This window comes from Agrobacterium sp. 5Ca50 (assembly GCF_055381905.1).
This window is the reverse complement of sequence record NZ_AP026438.1, coordinates 542,266-559,387: the sequence shown is the minus strand read 5'-3', so window position 1 is coordinate 559,387 and position 17,122 is coordinate 542,266. Positions and strand designations below refer to the sequence as shown.

Sequence of the window (17,122 nt, the reverse complement as noted above, 5' to 3'; positions counted from 1 at the left end):
TAAGCAATAAAAAACGGGCGAACGGAATGATCCGCCGCCCGTCATTTGAATAGAACGTCGTTTAGCTAAGGCTGTCGATAAGGGCCGACATGGATTCAAGCGACATGTCTCCAGCATACTTCTTGCCGTTGATGATGAAGGTTGGCGTAGAGTTTACACCAAACTCGCCAGCACCACGCTGCATCGTTGCGTTCACATCATCCAGAAGCTTCTGGTTCGTCAAGCAGGCTTCGAAGCTCTCCTGTGAAAAACCGGCAAGTTTCGACATTTGCAGCAATGCGGCGCGTGCATCCTGTGCTGTCGCCCATGTCTGCTGCTGCTTAAACAGCATGGAGACAAATGGGTAATACTGGTTTTCAGGAGCGCAACGGGCCAGCATAAAGGCCGCAGCAGCACGCGGATCGAACGGGAATTCGCGGATAACGAAGTACACCTTACCGGAGTCGATGTACTTTTCCTTGATCTTGTCGAAGGTGTTGTTGTGGAAGTTTGCGCAATGCGGGCAAGTCATGGACATGTATTCCACGATCTTGACTGGTGCGTTGGCATCACCAAGCGCCTTGTCTGGCAGAGGGCCAGGCTTGAGCACTTCCGTCATGTCCACATCGCCAATGGATTGCGGCAGTTCCTGCGCGCTTGCGTAATCCGCAACCAGCGAAATCGGCAAGGTTACGCAAACCGCTGCCAAAGCAACGCTGCCAAGAAGATTACGGCGGGTCATGGTAAGTTCGGAAGAAGGCATTGAAGCACCTGTTCGTGTGAAGACTCGATATGTCTGTATTTCCGATATCGCGGCGGCCTGTTCATAACAAGCAGCCATTCTCATTCTTATTGTCAAAGAATTGTGACCAAAGCTCGTTTCGCTAAAATATCAGTGCACATTCGGAAGTATTTTCCGACACTATTGCCGTTGATCAAGAACGTCCGCGCGCAGGTTTCTGCAACACTGCGGTGCCCAATCGCTCCACCGCCTTGCGAAGCTGTTCGCTTTCAATACCTTCCATCATGTCGTGAAGACGCTTCGCGGCGTCTCCCTTTAATGGCTGCGGTTTTTTCTTGCGCAGTATCGCCTGCGAAACGGGCTTTTGCACAATACGGATCTGGCGCACGGCGGGATAACCGAAAAATCCATTGATACGGGCAATCAGTTCACCTTGCGCATGGGTCAGGAAAAGCGCACGTGCGCCTTCGCAGGCAATCGTCAGAACACCGGGTTGATAACCGCTGCCGTCGGATGCATCGTCGCGTCGCGGCCAGGCAATTTTTTCAGGACGGGTGCAGTCGGCAAAATCTTCACCGGCAATTTCATCCCAGGAACCAAGCAGGGCGGTGCTGATTCCTGCCCGGCGCGCCAGCACCGGGTCGATGATACCGTTGGCTACTTCCGATATCTGGACAACAGATGGTCTGCGTCCCTTAAACGGTGCCACGCACATTTCCCTTCGTGTTCTCTTCAGTTGTGACTGGCAGAGTGACAAAAATAACCAGCGCCGACCACAGGAAAATACTGTCGTAGATATCGTGGCCGAAGATGAAGTTCGTCATGCCGCCAACCACATATGTAGCAGTCAAAACGATAGCGACAAACAGGCGCTGGCGATAAAAATCATCACGAGCGGCATTGATCGCGGCCAGGAGCGGTGCGCAGAGCAATGCGACCAAAGACAGGAAACCGACGATACCTGAATCAACCATCGCCGTCAGAAAACCATTGTGGAAGTGGGTGAACTGCAGTCCGGTCTGTTCAATCAGCACACGTCTGTTTTGAACACCATAACCAAAAACCGGGTTCTGCTGAACCAGCTCAAGGCCATATTTCCATAGGTCCATCCGGACACTGTATGATGTGTCGGTTGCAGTGGCATTTTCACTGGTCATGTAGGTAATGGTATCGCGAATTCTGTCGGCACTGCTGATGCCGAACCACACGATGATCACGGCAACAACAGCCAGAATAAGCGCACCCTTGATATTCAGCCACGGCTTGATAGTGGCCGGGAAAAACATTGCGAACAAAGCGATAGCAAGGACGGTTGCCGGCAACATGCCGCGTGACTGAGACAGCAGCAGACAGACGAAGCCAGCCACAAAGCCAATGAAACCAACAATCTTGCGCCATTTGACCTCAGACAGCAGGTTCAACAATGCAAGCACTGAAAACAGAGCGCAAATCAGGGCAAATGGCAGCGCGTTACCCGCTCCGCCCTCTGCACGAGTCCGCAGAATAACGCCCTGCCACATGGCAATGGGCAAAGCGAGGATGCCACAGATCGCAGCACCCAGGACAAAACTCTCAAAAAGGGTCCTTCCTGACGTAATGCGCAGACGCGGCAGCATCAGCCAGAACAGCAAGAACGGCAGCAATGGTGCCAGCTTGCGCAGTGCAGGCATCAAACCGGTATCCGAATTGATGAGCATGGCGAGGAGCTGCACCAAAACGTAGACGATGGCTGGTATAATCAGGAAAAGATCCTGTCTGGAAAAGGCTGGCGGAAAACGTTTCAGAGAAAGAGAAACAATCGCCCAGACAATGGAGGCGATCAACAGGATCGTCGTGACCGAGCCGCCGACACCTGCCAAGGCCGCCACGGCAAAAATGAACACATGGTTGTTTGCATTCATTGACAGAGGCTTCATCAACTCCACTTTCATTGACTAAGGTTTGCATGGCCCTATATGAGAAGGCTGGCATAGTTTAAAGAATGCGCCATTACCAGTGACATACCCCTGCTTTTCCGTTGAAAATAGTTTCCACCAGGGGTGTCGCGTGACATAAATATCGCGGAAAAGGTGCAATGCTCCTCACGAACGACCGTCCAGCATTATCCGACCTGCTATTGCGATGGTATGACAGGCATCACAGGGAACTCCCATGGCGCACATCCCCTGCCATGGCAGCAAAAGGTGTCACAGCTAACCCTTATCACGTTTGGCTGTCTGAGGTGATGTTGCAACAGACAACCGTGCAGGCGGTAAAACCCTATTTCGCAAAATTCCTGGCCGCCTGGCCAACCGTTACCGATCTGGCTGATGCACCGGTTGAAGATGTGATGGCCGCCTGGGCTGGGCTCGGTTACTACGCACGTGCGCGTAATTTGCGGAAATGCGCCGAAACCGTTGCCCGTGACCATGCCGGTATATTTCCGGACACTGAAGATGGCTTGAGAGCCCTGCCCGGTATTGGTGATTATACCGCTGCCGCCGTCGCAGCGATCGCCTTTAATCGGCAGGCTGCCGTGATGGACGGTAACGTCGAGCGTGTTATCTCGCGGCTCTTTGTCATCGACGCGCCCTTGCCATCTTCAAAACCGGCCATGAAAGCCAAGGTCGTTGCGCTGACGCCGGCCGGCCGTCCCGGCGATTTTGCGCAAGCGATGATGGATCTGGGTGCTACTATCTGTACGCCGAAGCGTCCGGCCTGCGCACTCTGTCCGTTCAACGAGCACTGTCTGGCGCTTGCCACTGACAATCCGGAGCGCTTTCCGGTCAAGGCACCCAAAAAAGACAAGCCGGTGCGGCTCGGTGCAGCCTTTATTGCTGTCAATGACAGCGGCGAAATCCTGTTGCGGAGGCGGATTGAAAGCGGCTTGCTGGGTGGCATGACAGAAGTGCCAACAACGGGTTGGACAGCGAGGATCGACGGCACGACGGGGACCGAAGAAGCGCCGTTGCCAGCGGACTGGGAGGCCGCAGGCGCAATCGTGCATGTCTTTACCCATTTTGAATTGAGACTTTCGATCTACCGGGCAAAAATTCCTGCGGACAGCCAAAATCATGTCAATGACGGATGGTGGGAGCCAGTCATAAATCTTGATGCGCAAGCGCTGCCAACAGTCATGAAAAAAGCGATCAAACAGGCTATTCCGTTTGCTTTCGATCATAACAGGACCTCTGCATGACCCAGACTATTCGGCATATTGTTTTCGATATTGGCAAAGTACTCATCCACTACGATCCTGACATTCCCTACAGCCGCATCATTCCCAACAAGGAAGAGCGCCAGTGGTTTTTCGAGAATGTATGTACGCATGACTGGAATCTGGAGCAGGACAGAGGTCGTACCTGGCAGGATGCTGAAGCGTTGCTGATTGCAGAGCATCCGGAAAAAGAAGCACATATCCGTGCGTTTCGCGAAAACTGGCATGAAATGGTCTCGCACGCCTATGACGATTCCGTTGCGATCCTGCTTGGACTGATCGAGGACGGTCGTGACGTGACGATGCTGACCAACTTTGCGTCGGACACATTCCGGCAGGCGCAGGAAATGTACCCATTTTTGAAACGGCCACGTGGGGTCACCGTTTCCGGCGATGTTGGATTGATAAAGCCCGATGTCGCGATTTACGAAACACATCACAAGGCTTTTAATCTGGAGCCTTCGGCCACATTGTTTATCGACGATTCCTATCCAAACGTCGAAGGCGCACGCAAGGCCGGATGGCAGGCAGTGCATTTTACCGGCATTGAAAAGCTGAGAGAAGATTTGAAAGCGCACGGCGTGCTGTGAGCGAGTATCTGACGCAGGCAGGAAATGGCGGTCTCCCACCTGCGTCAGTCCAGCCGTAAACGGCAGGATTTCAGAATTCATGCGTGAGACGTTTATGCTTTCGCAACTCGCCATGTCTCCTCTGAAAACAGAGATAAAGACACAGGCTTGTGTGAAACTGTCATGGTTTTGTTATCTAAAGCAATACTTATATGACCAACATTTCAGCACTATACAGAAATAGCTTATAAACAGAGCGGCCCCCGAGGCTTTCGCTTCGGGGGCCGTTCATCTCCTTCCGGGACTAGAGGTACTTACACCGGAAAGAGAAACTGGCAGACAGGCGCGGCGGTGGATCGTTTATTCTACCTTTGCCAGTTCAGAACGAATGACACTTCTCAATTCATCGATAGGCTTGAGGTCAGCACCGTCTTCAAAGTGCCAGAACATCCAGCCATTGCAGGCATCCAGCCCTTGCACCTTGGCTCCAAGCCGGTGAATTGAGCCCGCATCACCGCCTGAAGCAATCGTACCATCCGCACGAATAATGGCGCTATAACGGCGCTTCACATCGGTCAGAACCTGGCCTGGACGAACAAGTCCACTTTCAAGCAGCGTATTGAACGCGACACGTGGTTCAGCACGCTTGCCAGTCATAACCGTCAATTCGGCTTTACCCAGCGGCTCTACCGAAGCGATGCGAGCGGAAGCTGCATCAATGTAATCCTGTTCACGCTCAATGCCGACGAAATGGCGTCCCAAACGCTTGGCAACGGCACCGGTGGTACCAGAACCGAAGAATGGATCGAGAATGATATCGCCCGGCTTGGTCGAGGACATGATGACACGCGCCAGCAATGCTTCCGGCTTCTGCGTCGGATGAACCTTCTTGCCGTCTTCGCCTTTCAGGCGCTCATGCCCGCTGCAGATCGGGAACAGCCAATCGGAACGCATCTGCACGTCATCGTTAGATGCCTTCAGCGCTTCGTAGTTGAAGGTATAGCCTTTGGCCTTGGAATCGCGGCTGGCCCAGATCATGGTTTCATGTGCGTTCTGGAACCGGCGACCCTTGAAGTTCGGCATCGGGTTGGTTTTGCGCCAGACGATATCGTTGAGGAGCCAGAAGTTGAGATCCTGCAACATCGCACCGACGCGGAAAATATTGTGGTAGGAGCCAATAACCCAGATCGTGCCATTGGGCTTCAACACACGGCGGCAGGCGAGAAGCCATGCACGTGTAAAAGCATCATAAGCCTCAAACGAAGCGAACTGGTCCCAGTCATTGTCAACGGCGTCGACAACAGACTGATCCGGACGATGCAATGTGCCGCCAAGCTGAAGATTATAGGGTGGATCGGCAAAAATCGCATCGACCGACTGGCTCGGCAATGCTTCAAGAGCTGCTACGCAATCGCCCTTGATGATGCTGTCTTTCCAGGCATCCTCCTGCCCTGCACGATCAAAACCGGCACGCCGAAAATCGGCCAGCGGATAAACTGATGCCATCGGTACTCGCTCCATACGCTTACTCGAACTGAACTGATGCCTATGGTTACCGAAGATGGTTATCAAAGACTGAATGCGGAACAGAAAAACGCAAATATCTGACGAAAAAGCATTATTTCATTTGTATTCAGTTGGTCATCGCAGTGTGACAAATAGAAGAAGCAAGCGTGCCATTAACCATGGCACGCAGCGGGTTCGACGGTTTCAGAGATGATTTTCACGCCCTTGAAACCGGAGGCGGCAACCTTGTCGCAAAGCGAACTCCATTCGCAATCATGACAGGCTTTGCGAATCGAATTGTGTGAAAATGCCAACCGCAAACGTGAAAGAAACACGTGGTCGGGTTTCAGCGTATCACCAATCAACAGTGTTTTCCCGAGCAACCGCCCAACCGCATCCAATGCAGCAATATCGCGCTGCACGACAGTTTCCTTGTAACAATGCGCGCCCTGACTGCAGAGCAAGGGTTGGCATATATCGTCCGGTCCATCGACAATCTCGATTGTCTCACCGGCAGACAGCCGTTTGGCGATTTTGCGATAATTATCGGTGAAGGCCGCTGTGTAGCCCTCACCGACAAAGGTCAACATGCAGAGCAGATGATGCCCGCGCAGACGTATACTCAAGAGGTCTTTACCCGGCCTTTGGTTGCCTTGAGCACCGTTGCTGCTAGAGCAGATTTAAGGACCGCGCCAATCAGGAATGGCACAACACCGGCGATCCAGGCTTTTTCAGCGCCGATCACCTGTGCCAGCCACATCCATCCCAAGAGCAGGCAAAGCAGGTTCGCGGCAAGATGCAATGAAAAGCCGGCAAACAACCGATTGGCCGATATGCCCTTTTCAGTGAGGAAACCGACAAATATCGCCATTAGCGGAAATGCCACGAGGTATCCTGCGGTTGGCCCCATGAAAGGTGCAATGCCCGACTTGAATTCGGCAAGAACGGGGAAACCGACCATCGCCTCGGCGAGCCATGCCAAAACTGTCAGCCCGCCCAATCGCCATCCATAAAGCGCTCCAATCATCGTCACAGCAAATGTCTGCATGGTGATTGGCACAGGGACCATCGGCACCGAAATCTGTGATGCGATTGCCAACGCCAGCGTGCCGACAACCACGAGGACGACTTTCCCGAACAAAGTCTTTTCGAGATTATCGATAAGACGACCGTTCAAAGCAGATACTTTTTCAGACATTATCTTTCCTTTTCAAAATTATAGATAATTCTGAATATATAAGGATCAAACCATCCAAAAACCAAATGGAATCTTCAAAACTTGAAAAATAGCACACGCCTCCACCAGGAGACTGTGGAGATATTTCAATAAATGTCATTATTTGCAGTGAATTACGCGGAAATAAAATTATCTATAATTTTATCCGACGATAGCAAAGGCATCCTTCGTGGAGCCAGCTGGTGTGCGTATGGCGGTTCTGCCAATCCATTGCACGTGACCATCCAAAATACGCACAGCTTCCTCCCCCCTGCCAGAACGCAAGGCATTCAGGATAGCGCGATGGTCATGGTCTGTACGGCGCTCCCATCCGGCACGCCATGCCGAAAACAGGAAACGCGCGCTCGCCGCATGCAGCCCGTCGATCGTTTCAAGCAATCGCGGCATGCCGCAGGGCGTTATGATCAACCGGTGAAAGCGCCGGTTGGCCGCCTCCCAGCTCCGCACGTCTGCCGCGCTGTCGCCTTCGGCTGTTGCGGCCTCAGCCTCATCAAGAATGGCGGCAGTCATGTGCGGAATGGCATGGCGCAATGCCAGAACCTCAAGAGCCGCGCGCATTTCAGCAACTTCGCGGACTTCGTTCAGACCGAAATCTGCAACCCTTACGCCGCGTCGCGGCAGGCTGATGGCCAGCCCTTGCGCTTCCAGCCGACGAAAAGCCTCACGCACAGGGACGTGACTGGCACCGAACTCTTCAGCAATATGATCCTGCCGCAGCCGCTCACCCGGCGACAATTCACCACGAACGATCCGGTCGCCAAGACTGCGTGCGATACGCGCCGCGATTGTATCATCCGGCTTGCGGGGTTCTTTAGGAGCCATGCCTTCCCATAGAATGCGGTGCAGAGCTTGTCGAGCAACAAACGCAAGCAGGTTGAGCTTAACAGCTGCATGGTCTAAAAGCGCCGCGATTTGTTATTCTGAAAGGAGCGCAGATGAGCGCCTTCGACCTTATCATTTTTGACTGTGACGGCGTGCTGGTCGATTCCGAAATCATTGCCGCGCAGGTCGAATCCGCACTTCTGACAGAAGCAGGCTATCCGATTACCGTGGAAGAGATGGGCGAACGTTTTGCCGGCATGACATGGCACAATATTCTGTTGGCTGTTGAGCGTGAAGCAAGCATACCGCTGTCGGCATCGCTGCTCGACAAATCGGAGAAGTTGCTGGATGCCCGCCTACAGCGCGACGTCAAAGTCATCGAAGGCGTCAAGTTTGCGCTGGCGCGCCTGACGCTGCAGCGCTGCATCTGCTCCAATTCCAGCAGCAAGCGTCTGGACATGATGCTGACCAAGGTCGGCCTGAAGCCTTATTTCGATCCGCATATCTATTCGGCCAAAGACCTTGGTCCGGACAGGGTAAAACCGAAACCGGATATTTTCCTGCACGGCGCCAGCCAGTTCAATGTCTCGCCTGCCAAGACCGTTGTTGTCGAGGATTCCGTTCACGGCGTTCATGCAGCAAAAGCGGCTGGCATGCGCGTTATCGGCTTTACCGGCGCCTCGCACACCTACCCCGGCCACGCTGACAAGCTGACCGATGCGGGTGCAGAAACCGTCATCGCCCGCATGATGGACCTGCCGGCTGTCGTTGCAGCGCTGTCCGATTGGGGCGGCATTTCCTGATAAAGAAAACGGGCAGAGGAACACGTTGTTCTTCCGCCCATTTTTCAAAACCTTTGGCGACCCATCTAAAGCACATTTAAGCTGACGGGCTAGCAGGTCGTTACTTCTTCTTTTTCACACCATCATCGAAGCCGACGAAGACGTTTACAGTCTTTGGTGCACCGCCAGGGCCGTTTGGAATGGCTACATGGTCATTGTTGAAGATGAACTGTGCGCCACCATCAGCCGCAATATTGACCGGGAACTGCGTTACCTCGGAGAAAATTTCACCGTCGCCATCTTTTACAGAGACGCGAATTGGCAATGTCACCGCACCGGGCTTTGCCTGTGGGCCGGGAACGATTCGGCCCTGCACCAAAACATTCACAGTCAATGTGTCCATGTTCATCGTGCAGGCGCGGGTGCTGTCAGCCAATGACGCCTGATAAACCAGTTGTTCCGGATTATCCTTTGCGCCGCGCGCATAAACGCGATGTACGGCATTGCTATCGAGAACCGTCACCTTGGGGCAGTTTGCCTGCACAACCGGCGTAACAGCTGCGGCTGCCGGGGTTGCACTGCCGCCGGTTTCGCCGATGCCGAGCGCTTCCGATGGGCTGGAAGAGTTGCATCCGGCAACGATAGCCAGCAGCGACATGGCGGCGGATAAACGCAAAATATGACCTGACACTCTGTTCAATCCTCTACACTGCCTCCGAGGTGTACCGGAGAACCTGTTTAACGGCCTTTCACGCCAGTTGGCGATGGTCTATAGCAGCGACGTCGGAAAAAATCGATTGGCCTGTTCGGATTTGCTTGAATTTTCCTCAGCATCACTGAATACCACCATATCTGTTTTGCTTCGGCGACCTGACTGCTTACGACAAGGGACCATCTCGTGGAATATGTTTCGACCAGGGGCGAAGCCCCTTCGCTGGGTTTTTGCGATGTACTGCTTGCCGGTCTGGCACGCGACGGCGGGCTGTATGTGCCGCGTAAATGGCCGTCGATGAGCAAAAAGGAAATTCGTGCGCTGCGCGGAAAGTCCTATCAGGAAATCGCCTTTGAAGTGCTTTACCGTTTTACCGGCGGCGAAATTCCGGCTGATGATTTTCGTGCGATGATCGACGAGGCCTACGCCACGTTCAAACATCCAGCCGTTGCTCCGCTGGTGCAGACCGGTCCCAACTCTTACGTGCTTGAACTTTTCCACGGCACGACGCTGGCGTTCAAGGACGTCGCCATGCAGCTGATCGGGCGCCTGATGGATTACGCCCTGACGCAGCGCGATCAGAGAGCGACTATTGTTGGCGCCACATCCGGCGACACTGGTGGCGCCGCAATCGATGCGTTTGCCGGTCGCGAACGTACAGACATCTTCATCCTGTTCCCGCACGGCAAGGTTTCGCCAGTGCAGCAGCGCCAAATGACCAGTTCTACCGCATCAAACGTGCATGCCATTGCCGTTCACGGCAATTTCGACGATTGCCAGAACCTCGTCAAAGAAATGTTCAATGATGCCAAGTTCCGCGACACCGTCAAACTGTCCGGCGTCAATTCCATTAACTGGGCGCGCATCATGGCGCAGGTGGTGTATTATTTCACATCGGCACTGACACTCGGTTCTCCAGATCGCAAAGTGTCCTTCACCGTACCAACAGGCAACTTCGGTGACATTTTCGCAGGCTACGTCGCCAAGAAAATGGGCCTGCCAATCGATCGTCTGGTCATTGCGACAAACGACAACGACATTTTGGCGCGTACGCTGAAGACTGGCCGTTATGAAATGCGTGGCGTGAAAGCCACCACCTCGCCTTCGATGGATATCCAGATTTCCTCCAACTTCGAGCGCCTGCTGTTTGAAGCCTATGACCGCGATGCGCGTGCCGTGCGCAATTCCATGGATGGCCTCAAGCAGTCCGGCTCTTTTGAAATTCCAGAAGAAGCCATGAAGTTTATTCGTCGCGACTTCCGCGCAGGCCGTGCAACCGAAAAGCAGGTTGCAGCAACCATTCGCGATACTCTGCAGGAAACTGGCTATTTGCTGGATCCGCACACAGCAACCGGCGTTTTTGTGGCGAAAAAGCATGAAAAGCCACGCAGCCCGATGATTACGCTGGCCACTGCTCATCCAGCAAAATTTCCGGCGGCTGTAAAATCCGCTTGCGCAATCGATCCGGCCCTTCCATCATGGCTCGCTGATCTTATGAACCGGGAGGAGCGTTTCGAAATTCTTGAGGCCGACCTTAAAGCCGTTGAAACCTTTATCGGCAAACATGCGCGCGCCAAGGAATAGAGACGCGGAAAGACGTTAAAATGAATGTTCAAGTAACCCGGCTTGCGTCCGGGTTGACGGTCGTAACCGAGCGCATGCCACACATTGAAAGTGTGGCCCTCGGGGTTTGGATCAAATCGGGTTCACGCAATGAAACCGATAATGAGCATGGCATTGCTCACCTTCTTGAGCACATGGCATTCAAGGGCACAGCGAGACGCACAGCCCGCCAGATTGCCGAAGAGATTGAAAACGTAGGCGGCGAAGTCAACGCCGCAACATCCACAGAGACCACCTCCTATTACGCCCGCGTCCTGAAGGACGATGTCCCGCTCGCAGTGGACATTCTGGCTGATATCCTGACAGAATCCTCGTTTGAGGAAGACGAGCTGGAGCGCGAGAAAAACGTCATTCTGCAGGAAATCGGTGCTGCCACCGACACTCCCGATGACGTGATCTTCGATAATTTTTCCGGCGTTGCCTATAAAGACCAGACCATCGGCCGGCCAATTCTTGGCACACCTGAGACGGTCCAATCGTTTACCACCTCACAAATTCGCGGATATCTTTCCCGCAACTACACGACTGACCGTATTTTCGTCGTTGCTGCCGGTGGCGTTGATCACGAAACATTCGTCAAGCAGGTCGAGCAGCGCTTCTCCACCTTGCCGCAGACACCGAATGCGCTGCCTGTCATGCAGAAGGCAATCTACACGGGCGGTGAAATCCGCGAAACGCGCGACCTGATGGATGCGCAGGTGTTGCTCGGTTTTGAAGGCAAAGCCTACCACGCCCGTGATTTCTACTGCTCGCAAATTCTCGCCAATATTCTGGGCGGCGGAATGTCGTCGCGACTGTTTCAGGAAGTGCGCGAATATCGCGGTCTGTGTTATTCGGTTTATGCGTTCCACTGGGGCTTTTCCGATACCGGCATTTTCGGCATCCACGCAGCAACAGGCGCAAACGATCTGCCAGAATTGGTTCCAGTTATTCTGGAGGAGCTGCGCAAGTCTTCTGATAAAATTCACAATCAGGAAATCGAGCGTGCCCGGGCCCAGATCCGTGCGCAGTTGCTGATGGGTCAGGAAAGCCCTGCCGCCCGTGCCGGACAGATTGCACGGCAGATGATGCTTTATGGTCGGCCCATCCCTAATGACGAGATGATGCAGCGCCTGCGTGACATCACCACCGAGCGATTGACGGATCTTGCCGGACGCCTGTTCTTCGACAAGGCTCCGACACTGTCTGCCATCGGCCCGTTGGAAAATCTCGCGTCCATGGACGATATCTCCGCTGCCCTCTCAGCACCGCAGCACTTACAGAAAAAAGCGAATGCCTAGGTTGACGCCCCTGACAACGATCAGGAGGCGATGGTCGTAACGGGGAATTGAATGAGCCGAGCCATGTTGCGTTTTTTCTCACGAAACGGCGACAAACCGGAAATTCGCGATTCGTCCTATCTGCTGCGCCTGCCGCAATATTCGGATTTTCGGCAATGGCACGGGCTACGCTCTGAAAGTCGTCGGTTCCTGCAACCATGGGAACCGACTTGGCGGCCAGATGAGTTAACAGAAGGTTCTTTTAGAACGCGGGTTATCCGCAACGGTCAGGAATTCTCCTCCGGCACCGCTGTAGCGCTCCTAGTTTTCAAACAGCCCGAAATGTTACTTCTCGGCGGTCTTACAATCGGCTACATACGCAGAGGTGCAGCGCAAAGCTGCATGATCGGATACTGGATGGGCGAACGATATGCGGCACAAGGTCATATGTCTGCCGCATTAAGACTGGTAATACCCTACATCTTCAATGGGCTACAGTTGCACCGAATTGAGGCAGCCTGTATTCCAGATAACTTCAAAAGCATCCGGTTGCTTGAAAATGCCGGCTTTCAGCGGGAAGGTCTCTTGCGAGAATATCTCAAGATCAATGGTGAGTGGCGCGATCATGCCATGTTCTCCTTAATCGCTGATGGTCGCCATGACAGTAGGAAACCGGACTGATTATGGCTGGCATGTATTCAAAATTTCGAGTTTCACGGCTGATCGCAGCAATCGCCATCTTTTTTTCGGCCCTACTGGCGCTGGCCGGTTTCGCAACGACTGCTGCTGCCTTTGAGCCGGTGAAGATTTCGCGCGATGCCACCGCGCTGGACCTGACCGCCACGACCGATATTCATGTCAATCAGGGTGAAGCCTTTCAGGTATCCACCGCACCGGGACCCGATGGTATTCGCCGCCGTATCGAGGTGCGTGCCAGCTCTCCTGCCCACCAGGGTGACTGGGCAGTTTTTGCGCTCGCCAACGTGTCCGAAGAGCAGCTTGAGCGCGTTATCGTTGCCCCGCATTTCCGTCTGGTGAATTCCAAGGTGTTCTGGCCGGATCTTGGTTCTCAGCGCATCATCGCTATCACCCCCAGCGAAGGTTTTGCGCTGGACCGTCAGCCAAGCCCGGATGCCGACGTTTTCCGCATCACCCTGAACCCCGGTTCTGTCATTACCTTCGTTGCCGAGCTTTCCACGCCGCAACTGCCACAGATTTATCTGTGGGAACCGGAAGCCTACAAGGACACCGTCAACGCCTTTACACTCTACCGCGGTATCGTGCTTGGCATTGCCGGCCTGTTGGCGGTGCTGCTGACCATTCTGTTCGTGGTCAAGGGCACATCGGTTTTGCCAGCTTCGGCTGCCCTTGCCTGGGCTGTTCTTGCCTATATCTGCGTGGATTTCGGTTTCCTTGAGAAGCTGATCAGCGTGACCTCAAGCGATCAGCGAATATGGCGCGCGGGGGCGGAGGTCGCTCTCGCATCCAGCCTTGTGATCTTCCTGTTTACTTACCTCAACCTCAACCGGTGGCACGCCCATCTTGGTTATGCGACATTCGCTTGGGTTGTCGGTCTGGCACTTCTGTTCGGCGTTGCGATCTATGACCCGTCGGTGGCGTCGGGTATCGCCCGTATTTCCTTTGCCCTGACCGGTGTCGTCGGTATTGCCCTGATCATTTATCTCGGCTTCAACCGCTATGACCGCGCCATTTTGCTGGTGCCGTCATGGGCGTTGATCCTGGCATGGCTTTTCGGCAGCTGGCTGACCGTTACCGGTCAACTGGACAATGACATTATCCAGCCGGCGCTGGGTGGTGGTCTTGTCCTGATCGTGCTGTTGATCGGCTTTACCGTCATCCAGCATGCCTTTGCTGGCAGCGCCTACCAGCAAGGCCTGTTTTCAGACCTCGAGCGCCAGTCACTTGCCCTGACCGGCAGCGGCGACACCGTTTGGGACTGGGATGTAACCCGTGACCGTATCGTGACCACGCCAGACATTTCCCTCAAGCTGGGTCTTCACCCCGGCAGCATGCATGGCGCAGCGCGCAACTGGTTGCCACGCCTTCATCCCGACGACCGCGACCGGTTCAAGGCAACACTAGACGTGCTACTCGACCACCGTAAGGGTCGTTTCAATCATGAATTTCGCATTCGCGCCGAAGATGGTCATTTCCATTGGCTGCAGATTCGGGCACGGCCGGTGCTCGGTTCCAACGGTGAAATCATTCGCTGCGTGGGAACGATTACTGACATTACCGAGCAGAAAAACTCGGTGGAGCGCCTCTTGCAGGATGCGCTCACCGACAATCTAACCGGCCTACCGAACCGTCAGGTTTTCCTTGATCGCTTGCAATCGATCCTCAACCTCACCGCTGACGGCGACAGTGTCCGCCCGACGGTTCTTGCCATTGATATCGACCGCTACAAGCTGGTCAATGATACGCTGGGCATTGCCGCCGGCGACAATATCCTAATTGCACTGACCCGCCGCCTGCGCCGCCTGCTTAAACCGCAGGATACGCTCGCCCGCCTTGGTGGTGATGAATTTGGCCTCATCCTCGTTTCCGAACGAGATCCGGCCCGTATTGCTGATTTTGCCGATGCGGTGAACAAGGCGATCATGGTGCCGATCAACTTTGCCGGACGTGAAATCATCCTGACGGCATCGGTTGGTCTGGTTTCCTGGATAGATCAGCAGGACAGTGCAGCCGGACTGCTCAGCGACGCCGAACTTGCCATGTACCGTGCAAAACGGTCTGGCGGCAACCGTGTCGAACCGTTCCGTCCGGCGTTCCGCAGTTCCGGTACAGACCGTTTGCAGCTGGAAAGCGACCTGCGCCGAGCATTGGAGCGAAAAGAGCTTTACCTCGCCTATCAGCCCATCATCCGGCTTGACAATGGCGATATTGCAGGCTTCGAGGCTCTCATGCGCTGGGAGCATCCCAAGCGCGGCAATATTCCACCCAGTGAGTTCATTCCTATTGCAGAGGCCTCAGGCCTGATCGAACAGCTCGGGATGTTTGCACTTGAGCGCGCTGCGACCAACCTCGTGGAATGGCAACAGGCGATCGACAAATTGCCGATCTTTGTTTCCGTCAACATCTCCAGCGCCCAGTTGCTAAACAACGAACTTTACAACGATGTTCGCAGCATGCTGGCACGCACACACTGCAATCCCAAGCAGTTGAAGCTGGAACTGACCGAATCCATCGTGATGGAAAACCCCGAGCAGGCACGGCTTGTCCTCAACAAGCTCAAGGACACAGGTTTGAGCCTTGCCCTTGATGACTTCGGGACCGGTTATTCATCGCTTGCCTATCTGACCCGCTTTCCATTCGATACGATCAAGCTGGACAAGGCGCTGGTCGCCAATTCTACAGAGAAGCGCAATATCCTGCTTATGTCGGTGATCGCGATGGCCCGTGCCCTGGAAATGCATGTGGTGGCCGAAGGCATCGAAACGCCAGAAGACGCAGCCGAACTGGCACGCATGAACTGCCATTACGGCCAAAGCTTCATTTTCGGCACACCGGAAAATGCAGACGCTTCACTCAAGCTGTTGCGCGAGCGTTTTCAGCCAGCCAAACGCGCCTGATCCGTTGAAATATCGCCATGCACCAGCTCGTGAATGAACTGGAGCTTGGCGGTAACAACCGGTGTAACGACAAATGGATAGAGATCTCCCTGCCCCATGCTGCGGTGGATGGAATTCATCGCCACGCTGAGCGGCACCCAGACGGATACGAGCTGTTCTGCACTGCGGGCATTATACGGATCAAACTCAACTTCTGCGGCCATCTCCTTGTGACCTTCAGGTTCGATCGCCATGCCGAAAGACCCAGCCGTCTCCAGTGTGTCGATGATATGCAGGTAATGGGCAAAACATTCGGCAAAGTCTTCCCAAGGATGACTGGCGGCATAGGTACTGATGTAATTTTCCTGCCAACCTTCGGGCGGTCCGCTCTGGTAATTGCGCTCAAGAGCCTCTGCATAGTCTTGCGTCTCATCGCCAAACACGGCACGGAATGCGTCGAACCGATTTGCATCACGTACCAGCTTGTTCCAAATGAAGTGCCCTGTCTCGTGCCTGAAGTGCCCGAGCATGGTGCGATAGGGCTCATTCATGTTGCTGCGAACCTGCTCGCGTGTCGCGTCATCCGCTTCAGCGGCACGGATGGCGATCAACCCTTCCTCATGGCCGGTCATGGCGGGAATGATATTGCCATCCGGCGTTACCTCGTCCACCAGGAAATCAAACACCAGCCCGCTCTGCGGGTCTTGTAGGCGGTCAGGCACAGGCAATCTCAACCGTAAAAGCGAATAGAACAGGTGGCGCTGCGCTTGGCTAATACGTCTCCAGCGCTCAAGACCAACCGCGGTCGAAGCATCGGGCACCAGTCTGTTGTGTTTACAGACTTCACAAAACTCACCGTCCTGCTCGGCAGGGATCGCCCAGTTACAGATGTCGTGAACCTCGTTGGCGCAGAAACGAACTTGTCGCTCAGGAGATGACACCAAGCTCCAAAGCGGTTCACCAGCTGGCTGCAACGCTTCCAGCGCAACCATGTCTGGAATGAAAGCCAGACGGCTTCCGCATTTCACGCAATATCTATTATCGAAATGAATGGATTGGCCGCACGTCGCGCATGTAAAAAGTCTCATTTCAACCCCGCAGTCGCATCAATGAAACAAAA

16 protein-coding genes are annotated in these 17,122 nt (G+C 54.2%); 7 read left to right on the top strand and 9 right to left on the bottom strand.

The features are described 5' to 3' along the window. Positions 1-61 precede the first annotated feature (61 nt). The 3 genes from ACZ5FM_RS02655 to ACZ5FM_RS02645 all read right to left on the bottom strand — a co-directional run bounded on the left by ACZ5FM_RS02655 (position 62) and on the right by ACZ5FM_RS02645 (position 2,622). Positions 62-742 carry a DsbA family protein gene (locus ACZ5FM_RS02655; RefSeq protein ID WP_192487201.1) on the bottom strand — a complete coding sequence of 227 codons (681 nt, stop codon included), beginning with the start codon at positions 740-742 and terminating at the stop codon, positions 62-64. Positions 743-914: 172 nt separating this feature from the next. After that, complete coding sequence (locus ACZ5FM_RS02650; protein ID WP_192487200.1) at positions 915-1,436, bottom strand: DUF721 domain-containing protein; 522 nt, start codon at positions 1,434-1,436, stop codon at positions 915-917. Beyond that, on the bottom strand, positions 1,417-2,622 hold the full coding sequence (locus tag ACZ5FM_RS02645; RefSeq protein WP_464039618.1) for an O-antigen ligase family protein: 1,206 nt from the start codon (positions 2,620-2,622) through the stop codon (positions 1,417-1,419). Before ACZ5FM_RS02645 ends, ACZ5FM_RS02650 begins: the two co-directional genes overlap by 20 nt. Before the next feature lie 173 nt (positions 2,623-2,795). Between ACZ5FM_RS02645 and mutY the strand changes: the two genes are divergently transcribed. Next, the gene (mutY, locus tag ACZ5FM_RS02640) at positions 2,796-3,899 is read left to right on the top strand and encodes an A/G-specific adenine glycosylase (RefSeq protein WP_464039617.1); all 1,104 of its coding nucleotides are present in this window, start codon (positions 2,796-2,798) and stop codon (positions 3,897-3,899) included. Further along, positions 3,896-4,507, top strand: coding sequence for an HAD family hydrolase (locus tag ACZ5FM_RS02635; protein ID WP_464039615.1), 612 nt, complete (start codon positions 3,896-3,898; stop codon positions 4,505-4,507). Before mutY ends, ACZ5FM_RS02635 begins: the two co-directional genes overlap by 4 nt. A 339-nt stretch (positions 4,508-4,846) precedes the next feature. Here ACZ5FM_RS02635 and ACZ5FM_RS02630 read toward each other — a convergent pair whose 3' ends face one another. From ACZ5FM_RS02630 to ACZ5FM_RS02615, 4 genes are all read right to left on the bottom strand, one after another. Beyond that, positions 4,847-5,992, bottom strand: a complete 1,146-nt coding sequence (locus ACZ5FM_RS02630; RefSeq protein ID WP_192487196.1) for a site-specific DNA-methyltransferase — start codon at positions 5,990-5,992, stop codon at positions 4,847-4,849. A gap of 173 nt (positions 5,993-6,165) precedes the next feature. Beyond that, positions 6,166-6,618: a DUF1284 domain-containing protein gene (locus tag ACZ5FM_RS02625; RefSeq protein ID WP_464039614.1), complete on the bottom strand. Its 453-nt coding sequence runs from the start codon at positions 6,616-6,618 to the stop codon at positions 6,166-6,168. Further along, a complete protein-coding gene (locus ACZ5FM_RS02620) occupies positions 6,615-7,190 on the bottom strand; it encodes a biotin transporter BioY (protein ID WP_464039613.1) in 576 nt (191 codons plus the stop codon). The genes ACZ5FM_RS02625 and ACZ5FM_RS02620 overlap by 4 nt, the downstream gene beginning before the upstream one ends. 180 nt (positions 7,191-7,370) lie before the next feature. Next, entirely contained in the window at positions 7,371-8,051 is a 681-nt protein-coding gene (locus tag ACZ5FM_RS02615; RefSeq protein WP_192487193.1) for a GntR family transcriptional regulator, read from the bottom strand. 113 nt (positions 8,052-8,164) lie between these two features. Here ACZ5FM_RS02615 and ACZ5FM_RS02610 point away from each other — a divergent pair, with 113 nt between their 5' ends. Next, positions 8,165-8,854 (top strand): HAD family hydrolase, encoded by a 690-nt coding sequence (locus ACZ5FM_RS02610; protein WP_464039612.1) that lies wholly within the window; start codon positions 8,165-8,167, stop codon positions 8,852-8,854. 100 nt (positions 8,855-8,954) lie between these two features. On the opposite strand, the gene ACZ5FM_RS02605 is transcribed toward ACZ5FM_RS02610, so the two are convergent. Beyond that, positions 8,955-9,491: a PilZ domain-containing protein gene (locus ACZ5FM_RS02605; RefSeq protein WP_192487856.1), complete on the bottom strand. Its 537-nt coding sequence runs from the start codon at positions 9,489-9,491 to the stop codon at positions 8,955-8,957. 240 nt (positions 9,492-9,731) lie between these two features. Between ACZ5FM_RS02605 and thrC the strand changes: the two genes are divergently transcribed. The 4 genes from thrC to ACZ5FM_RS02585 are packed head-to-tail and all read left to right on the top strand — an operon-like array spanning position 9,732 to position 16,023. Continuing rightward, positions 9,732-11,129, top strand: a complete 1,398-nt coding sequence (gene thrC, locus ACZ5FM_RS02600; RefSeq protein WP_464039611.1) for a threonine synthase — start codon at positions 9,732-9,734, stop codon at positions 11,127-11,129. A gap of 20 nt (positions 11,130-11,149) precedes the next feature. Then, entirely contained in the window at positions 11,150-12,448 is a 1,299-nt protein-coding gene (locus tag ACZ5FM_RS02595) for a M16 family metallopeptidase (protein ID WP_275640661.1), read from the top strand. Between the two features lie 51 nt (positions 12,449-12,499). Next, complete coding sequence (locus ACZ5FM_RS02590; RefSeq protein ID WP_192487189.1) at positions 12,500-13,108, top strand: GNAT family N-acetyltransferase; 609 nt, start codon at positions 12,500-12,502, stop codon at positions 13,106-13,108. A gap of 2 nt (positions 13,109-13,110) precedes the next feature. Next, positions 13,111-16,023: a sensor domain-containing phosphodiesterase gene (locus ACZ5FM_RS02585; RefSeq protein ID WP_192487188.1), complete on the top strand. Its 2,913-nt coding sequence runs from the start codon at positions 13,111-13,113 to the stop codon at positions 16,021-16,023. On the opposite strand, the gene ACZ5FM_RS02580 is transcribed toward ACZ5FM_RS02585, so the two are convergent. Further along, the gene (locus ACZ5FM_RS02580; protein ID WP_464039610.1) at positions 16,002-17,090 is read right to left on the bottom strand and encodes a zinc-binding metallopeptidase family protein; all 1,089 of its coding nucleotides are present in this window, start codon (positions 17,088-17,090) and stop codon (positions 16,002-16,004) included. The genes ACZ5FM_RS02585 and ACZ5FM_RS02580 overlap by 22 nt on opposite strands. Positions 17,091-17,122: the final 32 nt, after the last annotated feature.